Origin of the sequence: Falsihalocynthiibacter sp. BN13B15 (genome assembly GCF_041205415.1) — a bacterium.
GTDB classification, from domain to species: domain Bacteria; phylum Pseudomonadota; class Alphaproteobacteria; order Rhodobacterales; family Rhodobacteraceae; genus Falsihalocynthiibacter; species Falsihalocynthiibacter arcticus.
On sequence record NZ_JBGFCE010000019.1, the window covers coordinates 1 to 21,500 of the forward strand.

19 protein-coding genes are annotated in these 21,500 nt (G+C 53.9%); 5 read left to right on the forward strand and 14 right to left on the reverse strand.

The window, feature by feature from the left end; translation table 11 throughout:
* The 11 genes from AB9F26_RS20325 to AB9F26_RS20375 form a co-directional block, all read right to left on the reverse strand.
* Positions 1-2,568 (reverse strand): calcium-binding protein (locus AB9F26_RS20325; RefSeq protein WP_369768938.1); only part of this gene is annotated, 2,568 nt, incomplete at its 3' end.
* Positions 2,569-2,959: 391 nt separating this feature from the next.
* The gene (locus tag AB9F26_RS20330) at positions 2,960-3,688 is read right to left on the reverse strand and encodes a copper homeostasis protein CutC (RefSeq protein WP_369768939.1); all 729 of its coding nucleotides are present in this window, start codon (positions 3,686-3,688) and stop codon (positions 2,960-2,962) included.
* Positions 3,689-3,692: 4 nt separating this feature from the next.
* On the reverse strand, positions 3,693-4,823 hold the full coding sequence (nagA, locus tag AB9F26_RS20335; protein ID WP_369768940.1) for an N-acetylglucosamine-6-phosphate deacetylase: 1,131 nt from the start codon (positions 4,821-4,823) through the stop codon (positions 3,693-3,695).
* Entirely contained in the window at positions 4,823-5,773 is a 951-nt protein-coding gene (locus AB9F26_RS20340) for an ROK family protein (RefSeq protein ID WP_335585944.1), read from the reverse strand. The genes nagA and AB9F26_RS20340 overlap by 1 nt, the downstream gene beginning before the upstream one ends.
* Positions 5,770-6,837 (reverse strand): tagatose-bisphosphate aldolase, encoded by a 1,068-nt coding sequence (locus AB9F26_RS20345; RefSeq protein WP_335585943.1) that lies wholly within the window; start codon positions 6,835-6,837, stop codon positions 5,770-5,772. The genes AB9F26_RS20340 and AB9F26_RS20345 overlap by 4 nt, the downstream gene beginning before the upstream one ends.
* Positions 6,834-7,832, reverse strand: coding sequence for an SIS domain-containing protein (locus AB9F26_RS20350; RefSeq protein ID WP_369768941.1), 999 nt, complete (start codon positions 7,830-7,832; stop codon positions 6,834-6,836). The genes AB9F26_RS20345 and AB9F26_RS20350 overlap by 4 nt, the downstream gene beginning before the upstream one ends.
* Before the next feature lie 2 nt (positions 7,833-7,834).
* On the reverse strand, positions 7,835-8,971 hold the full coding sequence (locus AB9F26_RS20355) for a Gfo/Idh/MocA family oxidoreductase (RefSeq protein WP_335585941.1): 1,137 nt from the start codon (positions 8,969-8,971) through the stop codon (positions 7,835-7,837).
* Entirely contained in the window at positions 8,968-10,065 is a 1,098-nt protein-coding gene (locus AB9F26_RS20360; protein WP_335585940.1) for an ABC transporter ATP-binding protein, read from the reverse strand. The genes AB9F26_RS20355 and AB9F26_RS20360 overlap by 4 nt, the downstream gene beginning before the upstream one ends.
* An 80-nt stretch (positions 10,066-10,145) precedes the next feature.
* Positions 10,146-11,348 carry a sugar ABC transporter substrate-binding protein gene (locus AB9F26_RS20365; RefSeq protein ID WP_335585939.1) on the reverse strand — a complete coding sequence of 401 codons (1,203 nt, stop codon included), beginning with the start codon at positions 11,346-11,348 and terminating at the stop codon, positions 10,146-10,148.
* A gap of 30 nt (positions 11,349-11,378) precedes the next feature.
* Positions 11,379-12,221 (reverse strand): carbohydrate ABC transporter permease, encoded by an 843-nt coding sequence (locus AB9F26_RS20370; protein WP_335585938.1) that lies wholly within the window; start codon positions 12,219-12,221, stop codon positions 11,379-11,381.
* Between the two features lies 1 nt (position 12,222).
* A complete protein-coding gene (locus tag AB9F26_RS20375) occupies positions 12,223-13,167 on the reverse strand; it encodes a carbohydrate ABC transporter permease (RefSeq protein ID WP_369754665.1) in 945 nt (314 codons plus the stop codon).
* 201 nt (positions 13,168-13,368) lie between these two features.
* On the opposite strand from AB9F26_RS20375, the gene AB9F26_RS20380 reads away from it, so the two are divergent.
* Together AB9F26_RS20380 and AB9F26_RS20385 are read left to right on the forward strand one after the other, a co-directional pair.
* Entirely contained in the window at positions 13,369-14,124 is a 756-nt protein-coding gene (locus tag AB9F26_RS20380) for a GntR family transcriptional regulator (RefSeq protein ID WP_335585936.1), read from the forward strand.
* Positions 14,125-15,909, forward strand: coding sequence for a beta-N-acetylhexosaminidase (locus AB9F26_RS20385; protein ID WP_369768942.1), 1,785 nt, complete (start codon positions 14,125-14,127; stop codon positions 15,907-15,909). It begins immediately after the preceding gene.
* Between the two features lie 2 nt (positions 15,910-15,911).
* On the opposite strand, the gene AB9F26_RS20390 is transcribed toward AB9F26_RS20385, so the two are convergent.
* The 3 genes from AB9F26_RS20390 to AB9F26_RS20400 are packed head-to-tail and all read right to left on the reverse strand — an operon-like array spanning position 15,912 to position 18,815.
* The gene (locus AB9F26_RS20390) at positions 15,912-16,931 is read right to left on the reverse strand and encodes a YeiH family protein (RefSeq protein ID WP_369754667.1); all 1,020 of its coding nucleotides are present in this window, start codon (positions 16,929-16,931) and stop codon (positions 15,912-15,914) included.
* A 48-nt stretch (positions 16,932-16,979) separates the two neighbouring features.
* Positions 16,980-18,095, reverse strand: coding sequence for a Gfo/Idh/MocA family protein (locus AB9F26_RS20395; protein WP_369768943.1), 1,116 nt, complete (start codon positions 18,093-18,095; stop codon positions 16,980-16,982).
* A 9-nt stretch (positions 18,096-18,104) separates the two neighbouring features.
* Positions 18,105-18,815, reverse strand: a complete 711-nt coding sequence (locus AB9F26_RS20400) for a GntR family transcriptional regulator (RefSeq protein ID WP_369758061.1) — start codon at positions 18,813-18,815, stop codon at positions 18,105-18,107.
* Positions 18,816-18,927: 112 nt separating this feature from the next.
* On the opposite strand from AB9F26_RS20400, the gene AB9F26_RS20405 reads away from it, so the two are divergent.
* Genes AB9F26_RS20405 through AB9F26_RS20415 form a run of 3 tightly spaced genes read left to right on the forward strand, consistent with a single transcriptional unit; the run spans position 18,928 to position 21,475 of the window.
* Positions 18,928-20,082 carry an LLM class flavin-dependent oxidoreductase gene (locus tag AB9F26_RS20405; protein WP_369768944.1) on the forward strand — a complete coding sequence of 385 codons (1,155 nt, stop codon included), beginning with the start codon at positions 18,928-18,930 and terminating at the stop codon, positions 20,080-20,082.
* The gene (locus AB9F26_RS20410; protein ID WP_369768945.1) at positions 20,082-20,972 is read left to right on the forward strand and encodes an aldo/keto reductase family oxidoreductase; all 891 of its coding nucleotides are present in this window, start codon (positions 20,082-20,084) and stop codon (positions 20,970-20,972) included. The genes AB9F26_RS20405 and AB9F26_RS20410 overlap by 1 nt, the downstream gene beginning before the upstream one ends.
* Positions 20,972-21,475, forward strand: a complete 504-nt coding sequence (locus AB9F26_RS20415; RefSeq protein ID WP_369754672.1) for a flavin reductase family protein — start codon at positions 20,972-20,974, stop codon at positions 21,473-21,475. The genes AB9F26_RS20410 and AB9F26_RS20415 overlap by 1 nt, the downstream gene beginning before the upstream one ends.
* The last annotated feature ends 25 nt before the right edge of the window (positions 21,476-21,500 follow it).

Consider the following 21,500-nt stretch of genomic DNA (forward strand, 5'->3'; position numbering starts at 1 on the left):
CAGACTGTCATTACCCATATTACCCGACAAAGTATCGTTACCAAGGCCACCAAAGAGATGGTCATCCCCATCGCGCCCATAGACGGTATCATGCCCCGCTCCCCCCCAAAGACTGTTGGCATTGTTGTCGCCCAGCAAAAGGTCGTTAAAGGCAGTCCCAACGAGGTTTTCGATGCTGGAATAGGTGTCGCCGGTGGCATCTCCGGAATTGGCGGCCACATAGAAAAGGTCTGCTCGAAGCGCAGAAGCTGCTTGGGTATAAAGGGCAGTATCATTTCCTGATCCCCCAATAAGCGTGTCTGCACCTTGGCCTCCGCTCAAGCGGTCATTCCCATCCTCTCCAGAAAGCAAATCATCACCGTAATTGCCAAATAATTGGTCATCTCCGGAACGCCCGAAAAGCTGGTCGATCCCACCATGCCCTACTAGGGTGTTGGCGCCATTGTCGCCAAAAAGCATGTCGTCATAATCACTGCCAATCAGATTCTCAATCAGTGTGTAGGAGTCGCCCTCAGCCTCACCTGTATTGGCTGCAGCGCTCAGTAAATCCGCTCGGACCCCTGCCAATGCACCAAAATATGAAGCCCAATCGTCGCCTTCGCCGCCATTAAGATCATCCCCACCGCTACCGCCTGATAGAGTGTCATCCCCATGATCCCCCAATAGAGAATCTTCACCTTGGCCGCCAAAGAGAATATCGTTGCCTATGCCCCCAAGGAGGATATCGTTTCCCCCATGGCCGTAAAGGGAATCATGACCGGCATCACCTTTAAGTTGGTTTGCGGCTTCGTCGCCGCCCAAATAGTCATCAAAGGCAGTTCCCTGCACGTTTTCGATCGAGGTATAAGTATCCCCATTTGCCGCACCTGTGTTTTCGCTCGGATCATCCAGCTCGACGGTCACCCCCATCGTAGCCCTCAAATATAAAACCCAGTCTGACCCCGCACCACCGTCCATCGCGTCGCCTCCGCCCGAACTGAACATAAAGTTGTTTTGCGCATCGCCGGTCAAAATATCGGCATGAAGTGATCCAATAAGCCCTGCAAAGGTGCCACCAATGATCACATCTCCGTCAGCATCACCACCACTCGCAACGCCCGTTTCAAGATTGATATTCACACTGGTTGAGGATGTGAAATAGCTCAGGACGTCTTGGCCGCCTCCGCCATCCAACGTATCCGCCCCTGCTCCTCCTTCAAGAACGTCATCGCCTTCACCGCCGTGTATGAAGTCACCACCTTGTGACCCAATAATCGTTTCGTCACTGCTGTCTCCGCTTATTAGAAACGTGTGGGTATAGGCGTCGTTAGCATCAAAAACCGTAATTCCCGCTAGGGTGAGAAAGGTGATATTTCCCATCGCTACTCTTGTTATTTCCTGCGTGTTCGCATGGCTATCTAAAATAAATTCCGCCGTAGAGGATATCCCCGCGCCGAATTGATCCGCATTCAAACGAAGTGTCCGTGTCCCCGTGGTATTGCCCGCGCCAAAAACAACACTCTCGATCGAAACCAATGTGTCATTGTCGAGCGCGTGTTCCAGTGAACCTAGCCCCCCTAATAGAAGCCAGTCGTCGTCGTCACCGCCATCAAAAACTTCGCCAACATCATCGTCTCCCTCGCCAAGAATAAAACCCGCGTGATTGAGGAGATCACGGCCCCCTTGACCCATTAACGCATCAACACCGCCACGCCCAGTAAGGGTATCAGCACCATTCCCACCCCATAAAACATTGCTTCCACTGTCGCCGCTAAGTTCATCATCGTAACCCGTTCCTAAAACACTCTCGAACCCAACATAAACATCGCCCTCGCTGTCGCCTCCGGAGCTTGTTTCGCTTTCCAAATCTACGACAACAGAAGAATTTGAACCCGCATAACTTAAGATATCAACGCCCTCACCACCGTCGAGTGTATCTCCGTTTCTGCCGCCTTCGATGATGTCTTGGCCGCTTCCGCCATTGAGTGTGTCGTATCCAACGCCACCCCAGATTGCGTCATCACCGCCGTTCCCATTGATCGTATCGTTCAGCCTTGTCCCAACAATGAAATCCGCAACGGAAGCTCCCGTAACAAATAAACTCAACGTCGAAACTGTTCCAGAAAACCACAGATTTGAGAGGTCTAAGCTCGCCTGACTCCCCATTTGGATGTAGATTTTTTCATAAGAATCCCCCCATCCGTCTACGTTTATTTCTGCAGTTAGGGATATTCCGACCCCAAATTGATCCCCACTTAAAAAGACTTCTCGCGTACTTCCGATCCCCGGATCCGAGATTTCCAAGTAATCAATAGAGACGAGAGTATTGTCACTAAGTGTATGGGAAATAGTGGTGGACGCTTCACTACCCATAAGTTTGAGAACGTCAAAACCGTCGCCGCCCTCAAATACATGGTTTCCTGCGGCCACAGAGTCGCTGTCGAGCGTGAAAGTATTGCCGCTCACGCTCTCACCGGCCTCAACTTGCTCACTTGGCGTGCCTGTTTTAGGAATGGCTTTCAATGGGGCGAAATCATAAAGTAACCGCGAGAAATCAGCATCAGGTGCATCCATAGTTCTCACTGCCATCTTCAATACCCCTGCAGGAATTCGATCCGAATTGTTGCTTGCCGGAACTGGAGTGTTCTGTGCCCGAGACAACAATCACAGCGCCAGATGGCCCATGCGAAAGCATTATTCGTTGTGGAAATCTAAAAATGTATTAACAACACCAAAGCGAATTCGTGGCATTTCATTCAAATTATCGGAATATTAGCCAAGACGGCTTGTTTCTGACCGCTTTGAAAAAAGTGAACCAAACTGGAAGTATTTCTGCCTAATTTTACTGACAATAACTGGGGAAATCGCCCTATCTGGACCTTCTCGGGATCAAAGTTCCGACAATTAGGCTCATTTTAACCGATAAATTGGATGATTAATGTCGGGCAAAATCACCCAACGAGAACGCGACCGGTCCGTTCTAGGCCGCGGCGTCGAGGACGCTTCGCAACTGCTTGATCTTCTGGGGATCGGTTTTATTCATAAATTCAGGTGCAAAACCAAAGCCTACCGTGGTTTTGTCTTGCTCCACAGGGCTGCTACAGGACGCATGAAAGGATCGCACGCCGGTTGCACGTCCGATCTCTAGGATATTGCGCGCGTTCACACCACTCCCAGCCACGATTTCAATGCGCCCTCGCGCGCGTTCTTGAAGTTTGCGCAAACACGCCATCCCGTCTTGCGCATTGAAGGAACTGCCCGAGGTCAAAATGCGCGAAAAGCCAAGGTCAATTGCTTGATCCAACGCAACAAAGGGGTCATCTAACGTATCAATCACACGGTGGAGGGTTCGGATAAGGCTGCCCGAAGCGGCGATCATCTTGTTGAGGACAGGTAAATCAAGCATCGCCTCCGCCGTTGAGGCTCCGATGACAATCCCAGCCAATTTCGCAGATTTAACAGCGTCAATATCGCCTAAAGCGACGTCAATCTCATGGGGTGAATAAATAAAATTTCCAGCCCGAGGCCGGATCATGGCATGCACAGGCACGAAACTGGTGCGCGCCAAGGATATCTGCCCCGCAGATGGCGTCAGCCCGCCAACGGCCAAAGCACTGCATAGCTCGATTGTGTCCACGCCGTTTTGACAGGCCTGCAATCCCTCGGGCGTGTCAATGCAGACTTCAAGCTTAAAGGGGTTGGCCTCCATCAGTTTAAACCAATTCGCCAGTAAATTCCGCCAAGGTTCCTCGCACTGTCAAATCATCGCGCAAGACCAGAACATCCTCTAAAACGCGCCCCTCAAGCTGCCCTAAATGCTTCAACCCCATACAGGCAGCAGGTGTCGAAGTCGCCATTTTCAGCGCCTCAAGGAGGTGCGTTCCTGTGCGCTCAACCAAACGTTTCACGCCCTCGGCTTGAGTCACATGCGCACCCGCAAGGCTGCCTTCCGAGTTGACCAACATGCCTTCGCGCAGGTAAATATTCTTTCCGTAAAGTTCGAAATGATCTTGGCCACCAACCGTCGCCATGGCATCGGAAACCAGAAACATACGGTCGCGTATGGGGCGTGCGCGAACGGCAAGCCCGATCATTTCGTCAGCGACATGGAAGCCATCGCAGATAATTCCAGAATAGAGGTCGGAATTGATAACCGACCCGACCGCCCCCGGCTCACGTCCGAGCATCGGCGACATGGCATTAAACAAATGCGTCGCACAGCGCGCGCCGGCCTTGATCGCCACCGCCATTTGCTCTGCCGTGGCCGCCGTGTGCCCAAGGGAAACAACCGCGCCCAGAGCCGCAAGTTGCGAGATATACTCAGGTTTTGTGGCTTCAGGTGCGAGAGTAATCATTACAGGAATGCCCGCTTTGCGAAGCCGCGCCACAACCGAAAGGGTGCGCTCATCCATGGGCCTAACGAACGCGCCCAGATGCGTTCCGCGCCGTTCCAGCGAAATATGGGGCCCCTCAATATGCAGCCCCATAATGCTTCGATCGCCCTGTGCTGTCACCGCAGCCTTGGCCACAGCATCCATCACGTCCGGCCCATCGGTGATGACCGTGGGCATGATCGCAACCGTGCCAAAACTGCGATGCGCCTCGGCAATCGTCTGCATTCCTTCACGTGTAGGCGTCTGATTTAAAAGGACATCTCCGCCACCGTTGACTTGCAAATCCACAAATCCTGGCGTTACAAGCCCCTTAATTGGCCGCGCGTATTCCGCTTTGGGCAAAGGGTCCGATGTAACTTCAACAATGACCCCTGCTTCAACACGTAGGCTTGCATGTGTCAAAATCTCATGCCCTGTAAAAAGCTTTTCTGGTTGCAACCAAAGCGCCATCATTCCCCCTTCGCGTGTTCAGAAGTACCAAGATCAAACGCCTGCGCCTGTTGATGCTGAAAGCCAGCATAGGCCGCACCGCGTGCGCCACTCGCATCACCGCCCTGCGCCAAAACAATCGCAGGTATGGCAAAGTCGCCAAATTGAGCGTTTTGGGTCGCCGCCGTGAGCGCTTCAATCGCACCGTCAATTTTGGACAGGCCACCACCAATGACGATCACATCTGGATCAACAGCCAAAGTAAGGTTGCACAGAAGATCTGCTGTAAAGGCACACCAAATCTCCCAAACGCGTTGCGCCAACAGATCCGTTGCACGTTGTGCGATAATGTCTGGCGGGCTTACGCGTGCCCCCATGATCGTTTCGGCAATTCGGCTCATTCCCGGACCCGCAATATAAGTCTCGCTACAACCACGACGTCCACAGCCACATTGCACGATGGGCAAACCGTATTGCTCCACAAGGTGCGCAGGCGCTGACATATGGCCAAATTCGCCACCGGTCATCGTGGGACCCGCATGGATGTCGCCTCCAATGGCAACGCCGCCGCCAACTCCCGTTCCCAAGATCAGGGACATGACCGTCCGATGCCCTTTTCCCGCGCCAAAAATCGATTCCGAAAGAGCCAAAGCACGACAGTCGTTGATGAAAACAACCTCACGCCCCGCCGCGCGTTCAACATCCCGATGAAGGGGACGCCCCGTTGCACAAAGGTTGGCCGTAAGCGCCAATTCCGTCGCAGGATTGATCAAGCCCGCCGCGCCAATTCCCAGCGGAACCTGATAGCCAGCTTGGGTATCAGTCCACGTCACAAGCCCCGCTAAAGCCGCAATAAGCGCGTCATAGGTTTGCGGGGTCGGCACACGTTTGCGCGCGACAACCTCCCAATCGTCGCCAAAAACTTGGAGTTCGATCTTGGTGCCCCCCAAATCTATGCCTGCTGCTCTCATTTCACCACCGGATATAGCTTTACGCCCGCAACTACACGACTAAGCGTGCCGCGACCAGTGAAAGGGTCATCAACATTCAGGCCCAAAGCTTCGGCCCATTGCACCCCAGCGCTTTGCGCGGATGCCACACACAACGGAGCAGCCCAAACTGCCCCAAACGGCATAGCAATATCAAGGTCGCCGCCAACTCCAACGGCCTGCACGCGTGCTCTGGGGAACTGACTGCGCAGCTCTGCAACAAGGTCCATATCATAGGCATTTGCAGGGGATTCTGGGCTGACGAAAACCGTGATCGCCGTAGTATCGGTCACGAAGGATTTTGGACCGTGGCGAAACCCAAGCGAACTATCCCAGAGCGCAGGGATTTGTCCCGCAGACAGTTCCATAACTTTGAGCGCGGCTTCACGGGCGGCGAAGGCCAGCGCCCCCGATCCCACATAAACCGCGCGCTCAGGGAGAGGCGTTTCCGCCCCCATCAAAGGCAAAAGATCGCGCAATTGATCCGACAAGGCAGCGAAACGTTCCACCACATTACAGGGCGTATCAAACAACGCCAATGTGGTCAAAAGCATCGTAGAGAAACTGCTGGTCATAGCGAAACCCGCGTCATGGGTCGCATCTGGTAATACAATAACCTTGAGTGGCCCCGAACTGGGCCGCGTGGCCAATGCGCCATCGCGATTACAGGTGATATGTAAACGTGGCGCAGTCGGCGCTAGGGCATCTAACGCGTCCAATGTCCCGATACTTTCAGTGCTATTCCCAGAGCGTCCAAAACTGACAACAAGCGGGCGAACCCCAGACAAAAACGCCTGCGGACGGCTGACAATATCTGTGGTCGGAACGGACCTAAACCGTTTCCCCTCCAAGCCCGCCGCGACAATGTCGCCAATATAGGCGCTTGTTCCCGCGCCACAAAACCAAACTTCCTCAACGTCCAGTGACGCAATCCACGCACGCAGACCCGCCACGTCCAATGCTTGCCCCCAATCGCGCCAAATATCAGGTTGTTGATGGATTTCGGTCCAAGTGGCCCAGCGGCCAAGGGCGTTCAAATCGGTCATGTGGTTTGTGTTACCTTCGAAAGAGTGGTCGGAGCATCAGGGTTTAAGCCCAGCGCCAATGCCGTTTCTAAAATCACCGAATACATGAGCGTCAGGAGGAGCGCGGCACTCGCCGCAGGGGTCAATCCCTCAACCCCAACATCGGCGGGACTGATGCGATGCACGTCACAACCTACCCCCCGAAAACGGGCTTCTGCTTGGTCCAAACTGTCTTTTGTGCTGGACAAACCCGTGTCCAAGATCAGGACCATAAGCGGGTTTGTCGCGAGTTCAAGCGGGCCGTGCAGCACTTCAGACGACGAGTAAGCCTCCGCATGCAAAGCACAACATTCCTTAAGTTTCAGCGAAGTCTCGATAGCAGTGCCATAACCCGTATCACGGCCAATCACATAGATATTTCGCGCCCGCAGCAAAGCGGATTTTAGTGCTTCGGAATGGGGATGAATGGTCGTCGCGGTCTTAAGGGTTTCCACAGAAGCTTGCGCACGTTCGCGGTAAGTAGGGCTAAGCGACGAGAGCAGTGCCATCCCAGCGCCAATGGACCCGACAACGGTTTTCGTCGCTGGGACCGCAAGCTCTGGTCCCGCGCCAATCGCTACCGTCGTATGCGCGGCGACTTCTACTGCTGAGTTGGGCTGATTTGTGATGGCAACCACCGAGGCGCCGTGCGCGGCAGCCCCTTTGGCCGAACGCACCAAATCATCACTCGCACCCGATTGCGAAATCACAAGAACCGAAGCGCCGTCCATTTGAACGCCCTGCCCGACGGAAAAAACCGACGGTGGCAGGGAGGTCACAGGAATGCTCAACTCGCGCATCATCTCATACGACAGGATATTGGCCGCCGCGTCAGAGGAACCACGCGCAATCGTGTAAATCGCTTTGGTGTCGACCATAGACGCAACATCCACGGCTTGTGACGCGGCGCGGCAGAAAACATTCCGCGCCTGAGCTGTTTCTTTGGCCATATGTTGGCCTGCGATTACGTGTTCCATGCTCATGCCCTTAATTTCCAACTGTCAAATTCCGCCCAAGTTTCGGACAAATCTACTATTCCACCCGCAACGCGGGCCTGATCCAAAGCCATTGCCACAAGCCCCGCTTCAAGCGCATCAACAACGCCCACAGGTAAGCTTTTGGTTTCACCGCGCAAAAACGCTGCAATATCGCTGACCATCATATGATCCGCGCCGTAATGCGCCGACATTTTCGCAGGGTCGCCCTTGGTATAGTCATGATCGGCAATTGTTTCCCCGTCGCGCGCGGTGGCCTTGAGATAGCCGCGTACGAAGTCGCCTTCGGCCATGCCCAGCGCCCCCATCACACAGAAACGCCGATGCTCGTCGGGCGTGTTCAGATTGGTATGAAAGGCCAAACTCGCGCCCGTTTCATATTGCAAAATCGCGGTTTGATAGTCGATGATATCGCCATCCGAATGGAAGGCATCAGGAACGCTCTCCCATGCACTGGTTTTGCGATGCATGATCTCGTTCTCGGTGTTTGACGTGGGTGCAAATTCGGGAACAAAGGATTTGCGGCCACCAAAACTTGCCACCCGCGTCGGACGAGAGCCCGTGACCATGTTATAAATATCAATGTCGTGGCAGCATTTTTCGAGCATAAATCCGCCCGACCATTTTATCATCCGCCGCCAATCGCGCATAAAGAACGCACCGTGATAGGGCGCGATATGCTCGTTCGCCTCAAGCGAGGTGATCGGCCCCAAGCGGTCCAGAATGGCGCGCAAATCCACCATATGTTGCGAGTAGCGCAGCACAAGGCCAACCATCACTTGATCGATACCGTATTGCGCCAGAAGCTGGGCCAATTCCATCGTGTCATCTTTGGTGGTCACGACGGGTTTCTCGGTGAAAATCCGCACACCCGCCGCAAGGCCGAGCTTGATATGCTCCAGGTGGAAGCTGTTGGGCGACCCGACAAAAAACAAATCCGGCTTGGTTTGGGCCAGCATATCGGCCACGTCATCAAACCGCGGCACATCCTCGCCGATCATATGAAGATAGGTCGGTTGTGGATCGAAATACCCGACGAATTCAATTTCCGGCATGGACTCTTTCAAGATCGAAAGAACATGCCCAGCGCGAAGCCCAATACCTGCAGTTACAACTCTCATGATACGAGTTCCGGTGCGGATTGGCGGCGCAAGACATCGCCTTGAGCGTCAAACACATGGCAATCCTGTGGGTTGATCGACAGGATGATATTTTTGCCCTCAATGATGGGCACATCTCCCGGTAGCGACGCACTAAACCGAGTTCCGTCGCCCACAGTGCCATGGGTGATCGACACCCCGCCCAAGCGTTCAAGGACGCGCACGTTTACGTCTAAACCACTCTCTCCCAGCGCGACATTCTCGGGGCGAATACCCACCTCAACGCGGTCGCCGACGTGTACGGTGCTGGTGTTCACGGGGAGAGTCATTTTGTGACCGCCCTCTAGCTCAACCGACAATCCATCGCGTACAGAAGTAACCTCAGCGGGGATGAAATTCATATTCGGCTGACCGATGAAGCTTGCGACAAATTTCGTGGCAGGGTGGTGATACAATTCCATTGGCGAGCCAAATTGCTCAACACGCCCCGCGTTTAATACAACAATGCGGTCGGCCATCGTCATCGCTTCGACCTGATCGTGGGTCACATAAACCATGGTCGCATCGAGTTGACGGTGCAATTGACTCAACTCGACCCGCATGTCGCCCCGCAAAGCGGCATCTAGGTTTGAGAGCGGCTCATCAAACAGGAACACTTTGGGGTTACGCACAATCGAGCGCCCGATGGCGACACGCTGGCGTTGGCCGCCCGAAAGCTGCCCGGGTTTGAGTTGAAGTTTGTCCGTGAGTTGCAGAATTTCGGCAGCACGGCCTACGCGGTCGTTGAGTTCGGAGCCGGATATTTTTTGAACCCGCAGCGGGAAGGCGATGTTTTCAAAAACCGTGAGGTGCGGGTAAAGCGCATAGGACTGAAACACCATCGATATGCCCCGATCCACCGGATGCGCTTTGCTAACGTCCTTGCCTTCGATGATAATTTCACCACTGGTCGCCTCTTCTAGGCCTGCAATGATCCGCAGCAAGGTGGATTTACCACAGCCAGACGGGCCCACAAAAACAACGAATTCCTTGTCTTCGATCGCGAGACTGATGTTGTGCAGCACTTTCGCTGTGCCAAAAGATTTACTGATTGCATTCAGGTCAAGCGTAGCCATGGCGCATGCGTCCTATCGTAAAGGTAAGAAGGGAAAAGTAATGTGGGCGGCCACGTGGGCCGCCCAACAAGAGACAACTCTTAAAGAGCGTCGTCGAGTTCAACACCCGCGATGGTCACAAGGTTTTCAACGGTATCATCCTCAAGGATGATGCCCTGAACCATATTTGTGAATACGGATTGCAACGATTTGAAATCTTCAACCAGCGGCTCTGGTCCACCTGTGGCAATCGAGGCAGTGAACGTGGGCCACATGCCATCGGCGTAGTACAGATCGGTTTTACCCAAGGCTGCATAGTCAAGGATCGGTGTCAGGCCCCATGTGCTGTCGAGGTCATACTGGCTGTCACCAGAGGTAATGGCTTGGGCCAATTCTTGCGCCAATTCTTCGTGGCCTGAGCCTTTGAACACAACGATCGAGTCGGTGATCAAGATTGTGCCGCTTACGCCCGATGGACCTGCGGGAATAGGAGCAACCATTTGGTTGATGCTCTCGTTGTGCTGTCCGTAACCCCAAGGACCCGAGATATACATCGCGATCTTGTTGTCGTTGAACAGATCTTTGAGCTGATCGCGTTCCCAAGCCGTTGGGCCGTCTTGCGAAACGTTCACAAGTTTACCATAGAACGCAAGGGTTTCGCGTGTTTGCTCGCTGTCGAGCATGTTTGCGCCCGTTACGGGATCAACCACCGCACCGCCATTGGAATAGAGGTAATTCAGGAACTGGTGCATTGTGTTGTCGAAGTCTTTACCTGCAAGGCCAATGCCCGCGGCGTCAGTGTTGTTCACAACCCCTTCGGCCAAAGCATAAAGGTCGTCCCAAGTCGCAGGTGCGGCGCAGGTTTGGCCGGACGCTTCGATCAGGTCACAATTCATATAAAGCGCTTTTGTCGAGAACGCGTGTGGGTAGCCCCAAGCGGTTCCTTCAATCGTCACAGTGTTCAAAACACCAGGTTGGTAAGGCGTGGCAGGATCGATGTTCGCAGGAACGATCAGGTCGTTATTGGCCAATTGGCGCAATGTTCGTGAGCCCATATAAGCCACAGAAGGCGGATCGCCCGCAGCGGCCAACGTCAGGGATTTGTCTTGGCATGTCCCCCATGGCACCGCTTCAAGGTTTACCGTCACGCCATCGTGGTCAGCGACAAACTTGTCGACAACGGCCTGATCGGCCTCGCGCACTTCGCCGCCACACATGATGAAGTGCAGTTCCTCATCGGCCTGTGCCGCCATAGCTGTGCCAGACAGTAGCAAAGCCCCGAGTGTAATTTTCATTGATTTCATTTTTGTAGTCTCCCTAGGTTGAACTTTTTATTATTCTTTGACCGCGCCTGCTGTGAGACCAGCGACGAGGTATTTTTGCAGGAACAAGAAGATGACCATGACAGGCAACACACCCACCAAGGCAGCGGCCATCATTTCGTTCCAAGTCACCGATTGATAACCGATGAATTCGTAGAGGCCCGCAGGCAAGGGTTGCAGTTCGCGGGTCTGGTTGAATGTGATTGCGAAGAGGAATTGCTGGGCATAGGCGCCGATAAACACGGCCACGCCCACAACGATCAATCCTGGGGTCGCCAGCGGCAAGACCACACGGCGCAGAGTATACATGCGGGACGCGCCATCGACAAACGCTGCCTCCTCCAATTCGCGCGGAATTTTCTCCAAGTAGGAGCGCAACAGCCAGATACCCGTCGGGATCAAGAACGCCACACCCGGAACAATCATCGCCCAATAGGTGTTGAGCAAGCCAAGGCTGCGCAGCACCCGATAGAGTGGGATCAAGAGGACCGCTCCCGTAAACATGTTTACTCCCAAAAAGATGGATAGCGAGAGGTTTTTGAACGGAAACTTGAGCCGCGCATAAGCATAAGACGCTGGAATGACGAAGAACATCGTGATTGCCGTCACCGACGATGCAATGAAGATCGAGTTAAAGATATAACGTCCGAGCAGAGGCACCGTGATCCACATTTGCTTATAGGCATCAAAGCTGAAGTCATCGGACCAGAATTGGTAAGGGCTGCGGAAAAGATGCTCCAAGGGGCGCAGCGACGTCATAAACATCTCAAAGAACGGCAGCAGCATGAAGATCAGGAAAAGCGTGATACTGAAATAGATGCCAACCATTTGTAGCTTTGTGTAACGGTCCATCATCTTACTTCACCCCATATTTCTTGTTCACCTTGTTCAGGAAGAACAAGTATCCCAGCGAGAATGTCCCCAGCAGCAACACAATAATCACCGCCCGCGCCGAACCTTCGCCGAATTTATAATTGCCAATGGCGGTTTTATAGGTGTCCACAATCAGGGTCGTCGTCGCGCTACGAGGGCCACCCTCGGTCAAGATCCAGATGATCTCAAAACTGTTGAACGTGAAGATCGCGGACAAGAGCGACATCGACACAATCACAGGCATAATTTGCGGGATCGTGATGCGACGGAAGCGATACCAACGCCCTGCCCCATCCACCCATGCGGCCTCATAGAGATCACGATTCACACCCTGCATGGCCGCTAGGAAAAACAGCGTCACCATAGGAACGCCCACCCAAACATCCGTCACAATCGCCGAATAAAACGCCGAGGATTTATAGGCCAAGAATTCAAACGGCCCGTCCGTCAACCCAACCCTTTGAGCCAGCCCAGACAGAACGCCGAAATACCCGTTGTACAGCCACAACCAGCCAATACAGCCAATCGCGATTGGAATAACCCAAGGCGGCATGACCAAAACCCGAAACAACGCACGCCCCGGCACGGCGGCATTCAACAGCACCGCCCCAATCATTCCCAGCACCAATTTGAGCGCCACCGAGAGGAACATCCAATAAAACGTCCGCACGATTGTTTGGTGGAACTTCCTGCTGGCGAGTAATTCTTCGTAGTTGGCCGTCCCGATGTATTTCTCGCCGCCCAAGCCCGCCTCCATAAAGGATAGACGGACGGTCTCGACCAGAGGCCACGCAACGATCACCCCAATGAAAATCATCGCAGGCCCCACAAGAAGCCATGCAAAAAGGCTTTCCGAGATAACGCTGCGCCGCTTCACTTCAGGCGCGTACACTTCATTTGGAACATTCGTGGCAACTGTCAATTTCATCCCCCCAGATACACCTCAACGAATCAGAGGCGTTCTCTAACAATACCAAAAGGTGTCAATATTTCTACAGTTTTAATACCAAAAGGCGCGACATCAAAAACCTGTTGTTTTACAAGTATATTATGGTAAATTGAACTCCAAAGCATGCAATTTTAAATCGAAATAGGTTTCTTTTTTATAATACCACTGGAGTGATTCCCGATGACCGAAAATTCTGAAATCTATGCTTTGGAGCACTGGTTCAATTCTGGGAATGGGCCGCGCTATCAACAACTACATCGTCATATTGCGAATGCTATCTCATCGGGGAAACTCCTGCCGGGGTCGCGCCTCCCTGCAGAGCGCGACATGGCGGAACTGGCTGGAATCAGTCGCGTCACCGTTCGCAAGGCTGTTGCCAAACTTGTGGCGGACGGGTTGATTGAACCGCGCCACGGGGCGGGGTCTTTTGTGCGAAACACCACCCAAAAACTCAAACAATCGCTCTCGACCCTCGTGTCCTTTACCGAAAACATGTCGGCGCGCGGGGTGGTCCCCACCAGCGAGGTGTTGTCAGCAGGGTTGTTCGCGCCCAGCCCTCAAGAGATGATCGCCCTTGGCCTCTCCGCCACGGATCAAGTTGCGCGGGTTCAACGTTTGCGGTTTGCGGGCAACGTGCCGATGGCGCTTGAAACCTCCTCACTACCGCAAGACATCTTGCCCTTTCCCGAGCGTGTGAAAGTATCGCTCTATGCCATTCTGCGCCAAACGCGACAGGCCCCGACCCGCGCCATTCAGCGGGTCACCGCCGTCAATATTTCGGGCCAAGAAGCCAGCCACCTAAAACTACCCGATGGAACGGCCGTGTTGAAGATCGACCGCACAGGCTATCTCGCAACGCGACGCCCCATTGAATACACAACGGGTTTTTACCGATCCGACATCTATGATTTTATTTCAGAACTTGGGGTCGAATAAATGGACTATACTTGCCGCCTCGATGGGCAATTCATGCGCTGCACACTCACACCAGATCGCGCCTTGAAAGCTCCCATTTTCTGTTTTTCGGGGATGGGTCCGATCACAGCAACTTCGGGCGGAGATCGTGTCCGCGGCACGGGCAGTTATACAGAAATCGCCCTGCCCGACCTTGCAGCAAATGTCGCCCACACCGTGATACTTGAATACTCTGGTGGCTTCAAACCAGCGAACCGCGCGTGGATGCCCCTTGGGCCCTACTTACGTGTTGAAAACGAATTAATCCCTCTGCCCCCAACCCCCGCAGGCTTCCGCGCAAAACCTCAAGCGGCGCCACCCGCCTTTGCGGGCCTGCGCCTTGTCCCGCAACCCACGTCCTTTGTTGCAACAGATGAAAGCGTGGACCTTACCCACATCAGCGCCTCGAACGACGCCTTTGATGCCGTGGCACAACTGGCCCAACGGCGCGGGTTTGAACCCTTTTTATGCGATGGCGGGCTGCCAGTCGTCTTCAAGCATGATGCCTCCCCCAAAGACGCCTATACCCTCGATATTCAACCTGATGGAATTTCAGTCTCCGCCAACTCCTACGGCGGACGTTTTTACGCAGGCATCACTCTTTTGACCCTTCGAAACACCCACGAGGGCAAAGTCCCCTGCGGGGTAATCACCGACAGTCCCCGCTTTAACTGGCGCGGACAACATCTTGATACGGCACGACATTTCTATCAACCTGAAACGATCCACGACTTACTGGATGTCATGGCCCTGTTGAAGCTCAATCGCTTTCATTGGCACTTTGCCGATGACGAAGCTTTCCGCCTTCAAATTGATTGCTTCCCCGAACTTTGGCAACGCACGGAAAAACGTGGCGAAGGGCACTTGATGCCTGCGCTCTTTTCAGGCGCGATTGAGGCCGGAGGGAGCTATTCGAAACAGGACGCGAAGGCGATCATTGAACATGCCAAAGCCCTCAATATTGAGGTCCTGCCTGAGATCGAAGCCCCCGCCCACGCCCTTGCAACAACCTACGTTTTCCCCGATGTCCGAGACCCCGCCGACAATGGTGCGGAAGTTAGCGTGCAAGGCTATCACGGCAACGCGATGAACCCCGCGATGCCGAAAACTTGGGAGGTGCTCAACGCGATTGTCGTCGAGGTTGGCGCGCTGTTCCCGTTCGGGCATCTGCATCTTGGATGTGATGAATTGCCAGAGGACACATGGATGGGCTCTCCCAAGGCGCGCGCTTTGATGAAAGAGCATAATCTGGAAACTACCCAAGATTTACAGGGCTGGACCATGGCCAAACTCGCGCAAACCGTCGCCGACGCAGGACTACGCCCCGCAGCATGGGAAGAGGCCGCACAGGGCTCAAATGGCGGCATCGGCAACAACGCGATCCTGTTCACATGGACCGGCCAAGGCCCCGGACTCGCAGCGGCGCGGCGTGGCTACGATGTTGTCATGTGCCCCGCACAACATGCCTATCTCGACATGGCCCACACCGACGACACCGACGATTGGGGCGCAAGTTGGGCCGCCTTCGTGTCCTTGGGTGACACCATCGCATGGGACCCCGTGCCCGATCCCGAACTCGCTGACAGGATTATCGGTGTGCAAGGCGCGTTTTGGTCGGAGTTTACCACCGAAGATAGTCAACTTTGGCCGATGATCCTGCCACGTATTTTGGGGATAGCGGTCAAGGCGTGGCAAACGGAGGACATGACCGAGGACAGCCTGACACGCCTCGCACATCATTATCGAGACATGTCTTTGGCACCGTAACTTCACCCCAAAAGGGCGATCCCCCCCAACACAAACGCCGCAAGGAACGTTGTTTGAGCGACGATGATTAACATCGCCTTTGCGCCAACGCTTTTGAGTTGCACAACCGAGGTTTTCATTCCAACCCCCGCGACGGCCGTTACGAGCATGGCGCGCGAGACCGTGTCAGCGGGGGTTTTCACAACATCGGGAATGAGGTGAAAGGAATTCGCAACTGCGAGGGCCAAGAACCCCAAGACAAATAACGGCAACAGCGGTGGTCGTTTTGCCCCTGCGGGAACGGAATGCCGCAAAACGAGTGCCCCAAAGAATACAACGGGTGCTAAGAGTGCGACGCGAAACAATTTGACAACGGTTGAAATGTCCCCGACCTCATCAGAAATCGAGTACCCCGCCCCAACGACCTGCGCCACATCGTGGATCGTTCCGCCCAAAAACAACCCTGAGGACTTTGCGTCCAAGCCAAGGACTTCCGCCAAGATCGGATAGAAAATCATCGCGAGAGTGGACAGAAGCGTGACCGAGATCACTGCGAACGAAAGGTCGCGTTCGCTTTCGGGACGATCCGGTAAAAGCGAACTAATCGCCATCGCCGCAGACGCCCCACAAATCGCCACAGATCCCCCCGTCAGGAAGCCAAACAAGCGATCCTTGCCAACCAAAGGTGCCAACGCGACCGACAACAATATCGTCGCCATAACGCTACCAACGATCAACGCCAAATTGAGCGGGCCGATCAATTGCAGCATCTCGCCGCTGACGCGTATTCCCAATAAAGCCACACCAATGCGTAAAACAACCCGCGAGGCGAAAAGGATTCCGGGGGCGGTGCGCTCGTCTTCTGAGAGGAATTGAAGCGGCATGCCCAGTAGAATCGCCATAAGCATCACAGGCGCGCCGTAGTGATCAGACAAAAACTGCGCCGCCATGGCGACCATCGCCGCCAGCAACACTCCGGGTGCCAAAATCCCAAGGGGGGATTTCTCAATTGATGTGGCGGATGCAGCGGACGATTTGGTCATGGGAAAATTCCAACAGAATAGAGTGGTATTTGCGCGGGGACAGTTCGATTATTTCTGAGCAATAAACTCAGACCAAAGCACGGTTTGCCCCGAGGTCGCGCTCAACTGGGCCGCCATGCCCATGGCGACAGCCTTCCAGCCATCTTCTAACCCTACGTCCGGCATATCACGCTCGCCACGCACCAAAGCCAGAAAACCTTCGTGCTGATAATAGGTGGCGCCATTGTGATCGCCCGCTTCAAGCAAGCGCGGATCGACGGGGATTTCGCGGGCTTCAGGGCCTTTAGGCGCACGCGGGCTGACGATCAATTGAGGGATAGGAGCCTCGCCCAAATGCTCGGGCCAAAAACGACCAGGCCCCGGAACCAGCGCCTCAATTTTTCCCTTCGACCCAACCACGCTAACTTCCTCTTGATAGCGCGATCCTTCGGCGAACATACAAAGTTCCAACATCGCCCGCATCCCGTTTTCGAAATCCACGATGACATAGCCATTGTCCAAAATATCGGACGGTTTTCCGTCGTAGGATTCATCAAGATGGTTCACGTCTTGCCCCGCACTCGCCATAATGCGTGTCGGCTCGGAACCCGTTAAAAGGCGCATCAAGTCAAAGAAATGGCAGCATTTCTCCACGAATGTGCCGCCAGATTTAGCGTTAAATCGGTTCCAGTCGTTGACCTTTTCCAAGAACGGAAAGCGATGTTCGCGGATCGAAAGCATTTTGATCCCTCCCGTCGCGCGCTCAACCTCTTGGCAAAGCGCCGCAATCGGCGGCATGTAGCGATATTCCATCGCCACCCAAACGGGTGCGGAATAGGACGCTTGAAATGCGAGGACACGCGAAAGCGTTTCAGGGTCAGTGAACAGGGGTTTTTCAACTAAAATGGGGAGCGAGCGGGTTTTCGCAATCACCTCAAGTTGCTCAAGGTGCAGGAAATTCGGACTCACGATAACCAAGCAATCTAGCGCCTCAATCGCGAGCAACTCCTCGACACTCGCGCAAAAGGTGGCTTTGGGAGCGAATCCGGCCGCAATTTTCGCCATCGCCGCGTCCGGTTCAAAAATCGCCGCTACACGTGTGCCGGGCAAAAGCGCGATATTGCGCAGGTGCTCTTGCCCCATCATGCCACAGCCGATGATTCCGTAATTGATTGTCTTCGTCATGTTCATTCCTTACTTAATGCGCTGCACGTAAAGCGCACGATCTGTGTCAAACCAAGTGCGCGAAAACTCAACGGCCTCTGGCTCCTGCGCCCAACTCAAGCGCTCAATGTATCCCGAAATTTCGCCAACGGGCTTGCCGAATTCATGCGGTGCCCACGCAGGAACGGCTTGAATTCCCACACGATCTTCGGCACGCGAAATCCAAAATCCAAGTTGCTTTTGGTAAAAATGATAAAGGGAGTCAGAAAGTGCCCCAGCAGGGACGGTGCCTGCGTTTTGATCAAGCCAAATCTCTTCAATCGCGATGACTGTATTGTTTAGAAAACGCAAACGGCGAATGCGGGTTGCCGCTTCGGACGTACCAAACTTTGGTAAATCTGAAGGTTTCGTCAGCGCCTGAATGTCAAGAATATTGGCACGGGGCAACCCGCCCCCGTCAAGCAGCTCAAGTCGAAACATGGAATAGACGCTATTCACTTCGCCGCCGTGACGCACATAATTCCCCGACCCCTGAACGCTTTCCAGAAGGTTCTTTTTGATGAGAATCGCCAAGGCCTTTCGCAGCGTCCCAACCGAGGTATTTAGCGAGTCCGCCATGGCCCGCTCGGGCGGCAAACGCTCTCCATCCATCAACCGTCCCGCACTGATATCCCGAATAAGCAATTCGCTTATTTGAACATACATTGGCAGTGCATTCGGGCTCTCATTCGACGAGACCATGAGCTTCCTCCGCATGCGACAGTCTGCCGCAACAATAATTGATACACTATTGATCTATATCAAAGACAGTGCTATGCAAGCAAAAAATGAAGCGAACTTCGGGAGATTTGATATGAGTGTTGTTCCAATAACATCGCCCAGCTTGGAAGCAGCAGAAGTGTCTTGGTTTTCCGCACTTTGCTCGGATGACTACCAGTTTTTAGGGGTTCCGGACGGCGATTTGCGCTCTAGCTGGGCCCATTGCAGCAACATCGTCAAAACCGCCGAAAAGCAAGGTTTTCGCAATATTCTGTGTCCGTCATCCTATCAGGTTGGCCAAGACACGCTCTCGTTTGTCGCGGGCTGTGCGCCCATCACAACAGACATCAATCTCCTCGCGGCCGTGCGCTGTGGCGAAGTGCAGCCGATCATGTTGGCGCGCACGATCGCAACGCTCGACCACATGCTTGAGGGTCGCTTGACCGTCAATATCATCAGCTCCGACTTCCCCGGCGAAAAGGCCGAAAGTGGCTTTCGCTATCAACGCTCCCGCGAAGTTGTAGAGATTCTGAAGCAAGCGTGGACACAGGACGAAATCAACTACGAAGGCGAGGTTTATAACTTCAAAGGCCTTACAACGGACCCTGTCAAACCTTACCAAATCGGCGGCCCTCTTCTGTATTTTGGCGGCTATTCCCCTGCGGCGCTTGAACTTTGCGGACAGCATTGCGACGTTTACCTAATGTGGCCCGAAAAGCAGGAAGAGCTCGCCGGCCGCATGCGCGCCGTGAACGCCGTTGCCGAAAAGTATAACCGCACATTGGATTACGGCCTGCGCGTTCATATGATTGTGCGCGACACCGAAAAAGAGGCGCAGGAATACGCGGAATATATAACCTCAAAACTCGACGATGAATATGGTCGCATGATCCGTGAACGCGCGTTAGATTCAACCTCCCTCGGCGTTTCCCATCAGGCCAAAAACCGCGAACTTGCGGATGAATTCGGCTATATCGAACCCAATCTTTGGACAGGTGTCGGTCGTGCGCGCTCAGGCTGTGGCGCGGCGCTTGTTGGCTCTGCGGATCAGGTTCTTAGCAAGATCGAAGACTATCAAAAAATGGGCATTCGCGCGTTTATTTTCTCGGGATATCCGCACATCGAAGAGGCCGAGTATTTTGGCAAACTTGTGATGCCCCACCTCAAAACTTGCTCGTTGCCACAGGCCTATGGCCGTGTCCCGAGCCATGCCCCCAACACCCCTCTCGCAGCAGGAGTTCGCCGTTAATGGAACGCGTCGCAGTATCAGACACCTTAAATTTAAGCCGCATTGTATATGGCATGTGGCGGATTGCGGACGACAAAGACACCTCGGTCAAACACGTCGAAGCCAAGATCAACGCTTGCCTTGAACAGGGCATCACCACCTTTGACCAGGCCGATATTTATGGCGGCTATACAGCGGAAGCGGTTCTAGGAAATGCCCTGCGTGCAGCGCCCTCTCTGCGGTCCCAAATGCAAATCGTCACAAAATGCGATATCGTCGCCCCGATGGGCCGATACGCGGATGCGACGGTCAAACATTACGACACTTCGGCGGCGCATATTAATGCCTCGGTCGAAAATTCATTGCGTGACATGGCGACCGATCACATCGATCTTTTGCTCATCCACCGCCCCGACCCTTTCATGGACCACTTTGAGACAGGCAATGCGCTCGACGCATTGGTGCGCTCAGGTAAGGTTGGCGACGTCGGCGTGTCAAATTTCAAGCCATGGGACTGGGAATTATTGCAATCTGGCATGGATACAAAACTGGTCACCAACCAGATTGAAGTGTCCTTGGCGGCGACAGAGTCACTCACGAACGGCGACATGGCCTTTCATCAGAAAAACAATCAGCGCATCATGGCATGGTCGCCCTTGGGTGGTGGCGACTTGATGGTTTCCGAAACGGAAGTCGGAGCACACCTAGTTGAAATCGCAGAAGAAAATAATGTCGACACCGCCGCGGTTGCCGTGGCATGGCTTCTGGCGCATCCGGCAAAAATCTTGCCTGTCATGGGCACAAATAACCTCAAACGGATCGCAGCGTTGTCGAATGCCCTCAAAGTCAAGATGGATCGCCAGACGTGGTTCCGCCTGTATTCTGCAGCTATCGGCGGTGAGGTCGCGTAATGGCGTTTGCGTCTCGCCAATTCACACCGGACTCCGACAACGCCCGTCAATTGCGCGATGCGTTTGGACGTTTTTCGACGGGGGTTACGGTTGTTACCGTTGCCTCAGAAGACGGCCCTATCGGGATGACAGCGAACAGTTTTTCGTCGCTGTCGTTGGACCCAGCATTGGTTCTGTGGTCCCCTGCGATTGGATCGCGTCGTTATAAATACTTCGCAAATGCCGAGTACTTTGCAATTCATATACTGAGCGACGAGGACAAACACATTTGCGAAGGGTTCGCCAAAAATGGTCACGCATTTGATGCACTAGAGCATCGGACAAACAGCCACGGCGTGCCGTTGATTGAAAGTTGCCTCGCGCGCTTTGAATGCCGTCATGTTGCCACGCATCCTGGAGGGGATCATGTCATCGTTGTCGGCCAAGTTGAAAATGTTGAACTTCGAGACGGCAATCCGTTGACGTTTTATGGTGGAAAATATGGGAAGATTCAGGCCGCATAGGGTTTGAAAAGTTTCCTCATTCCGA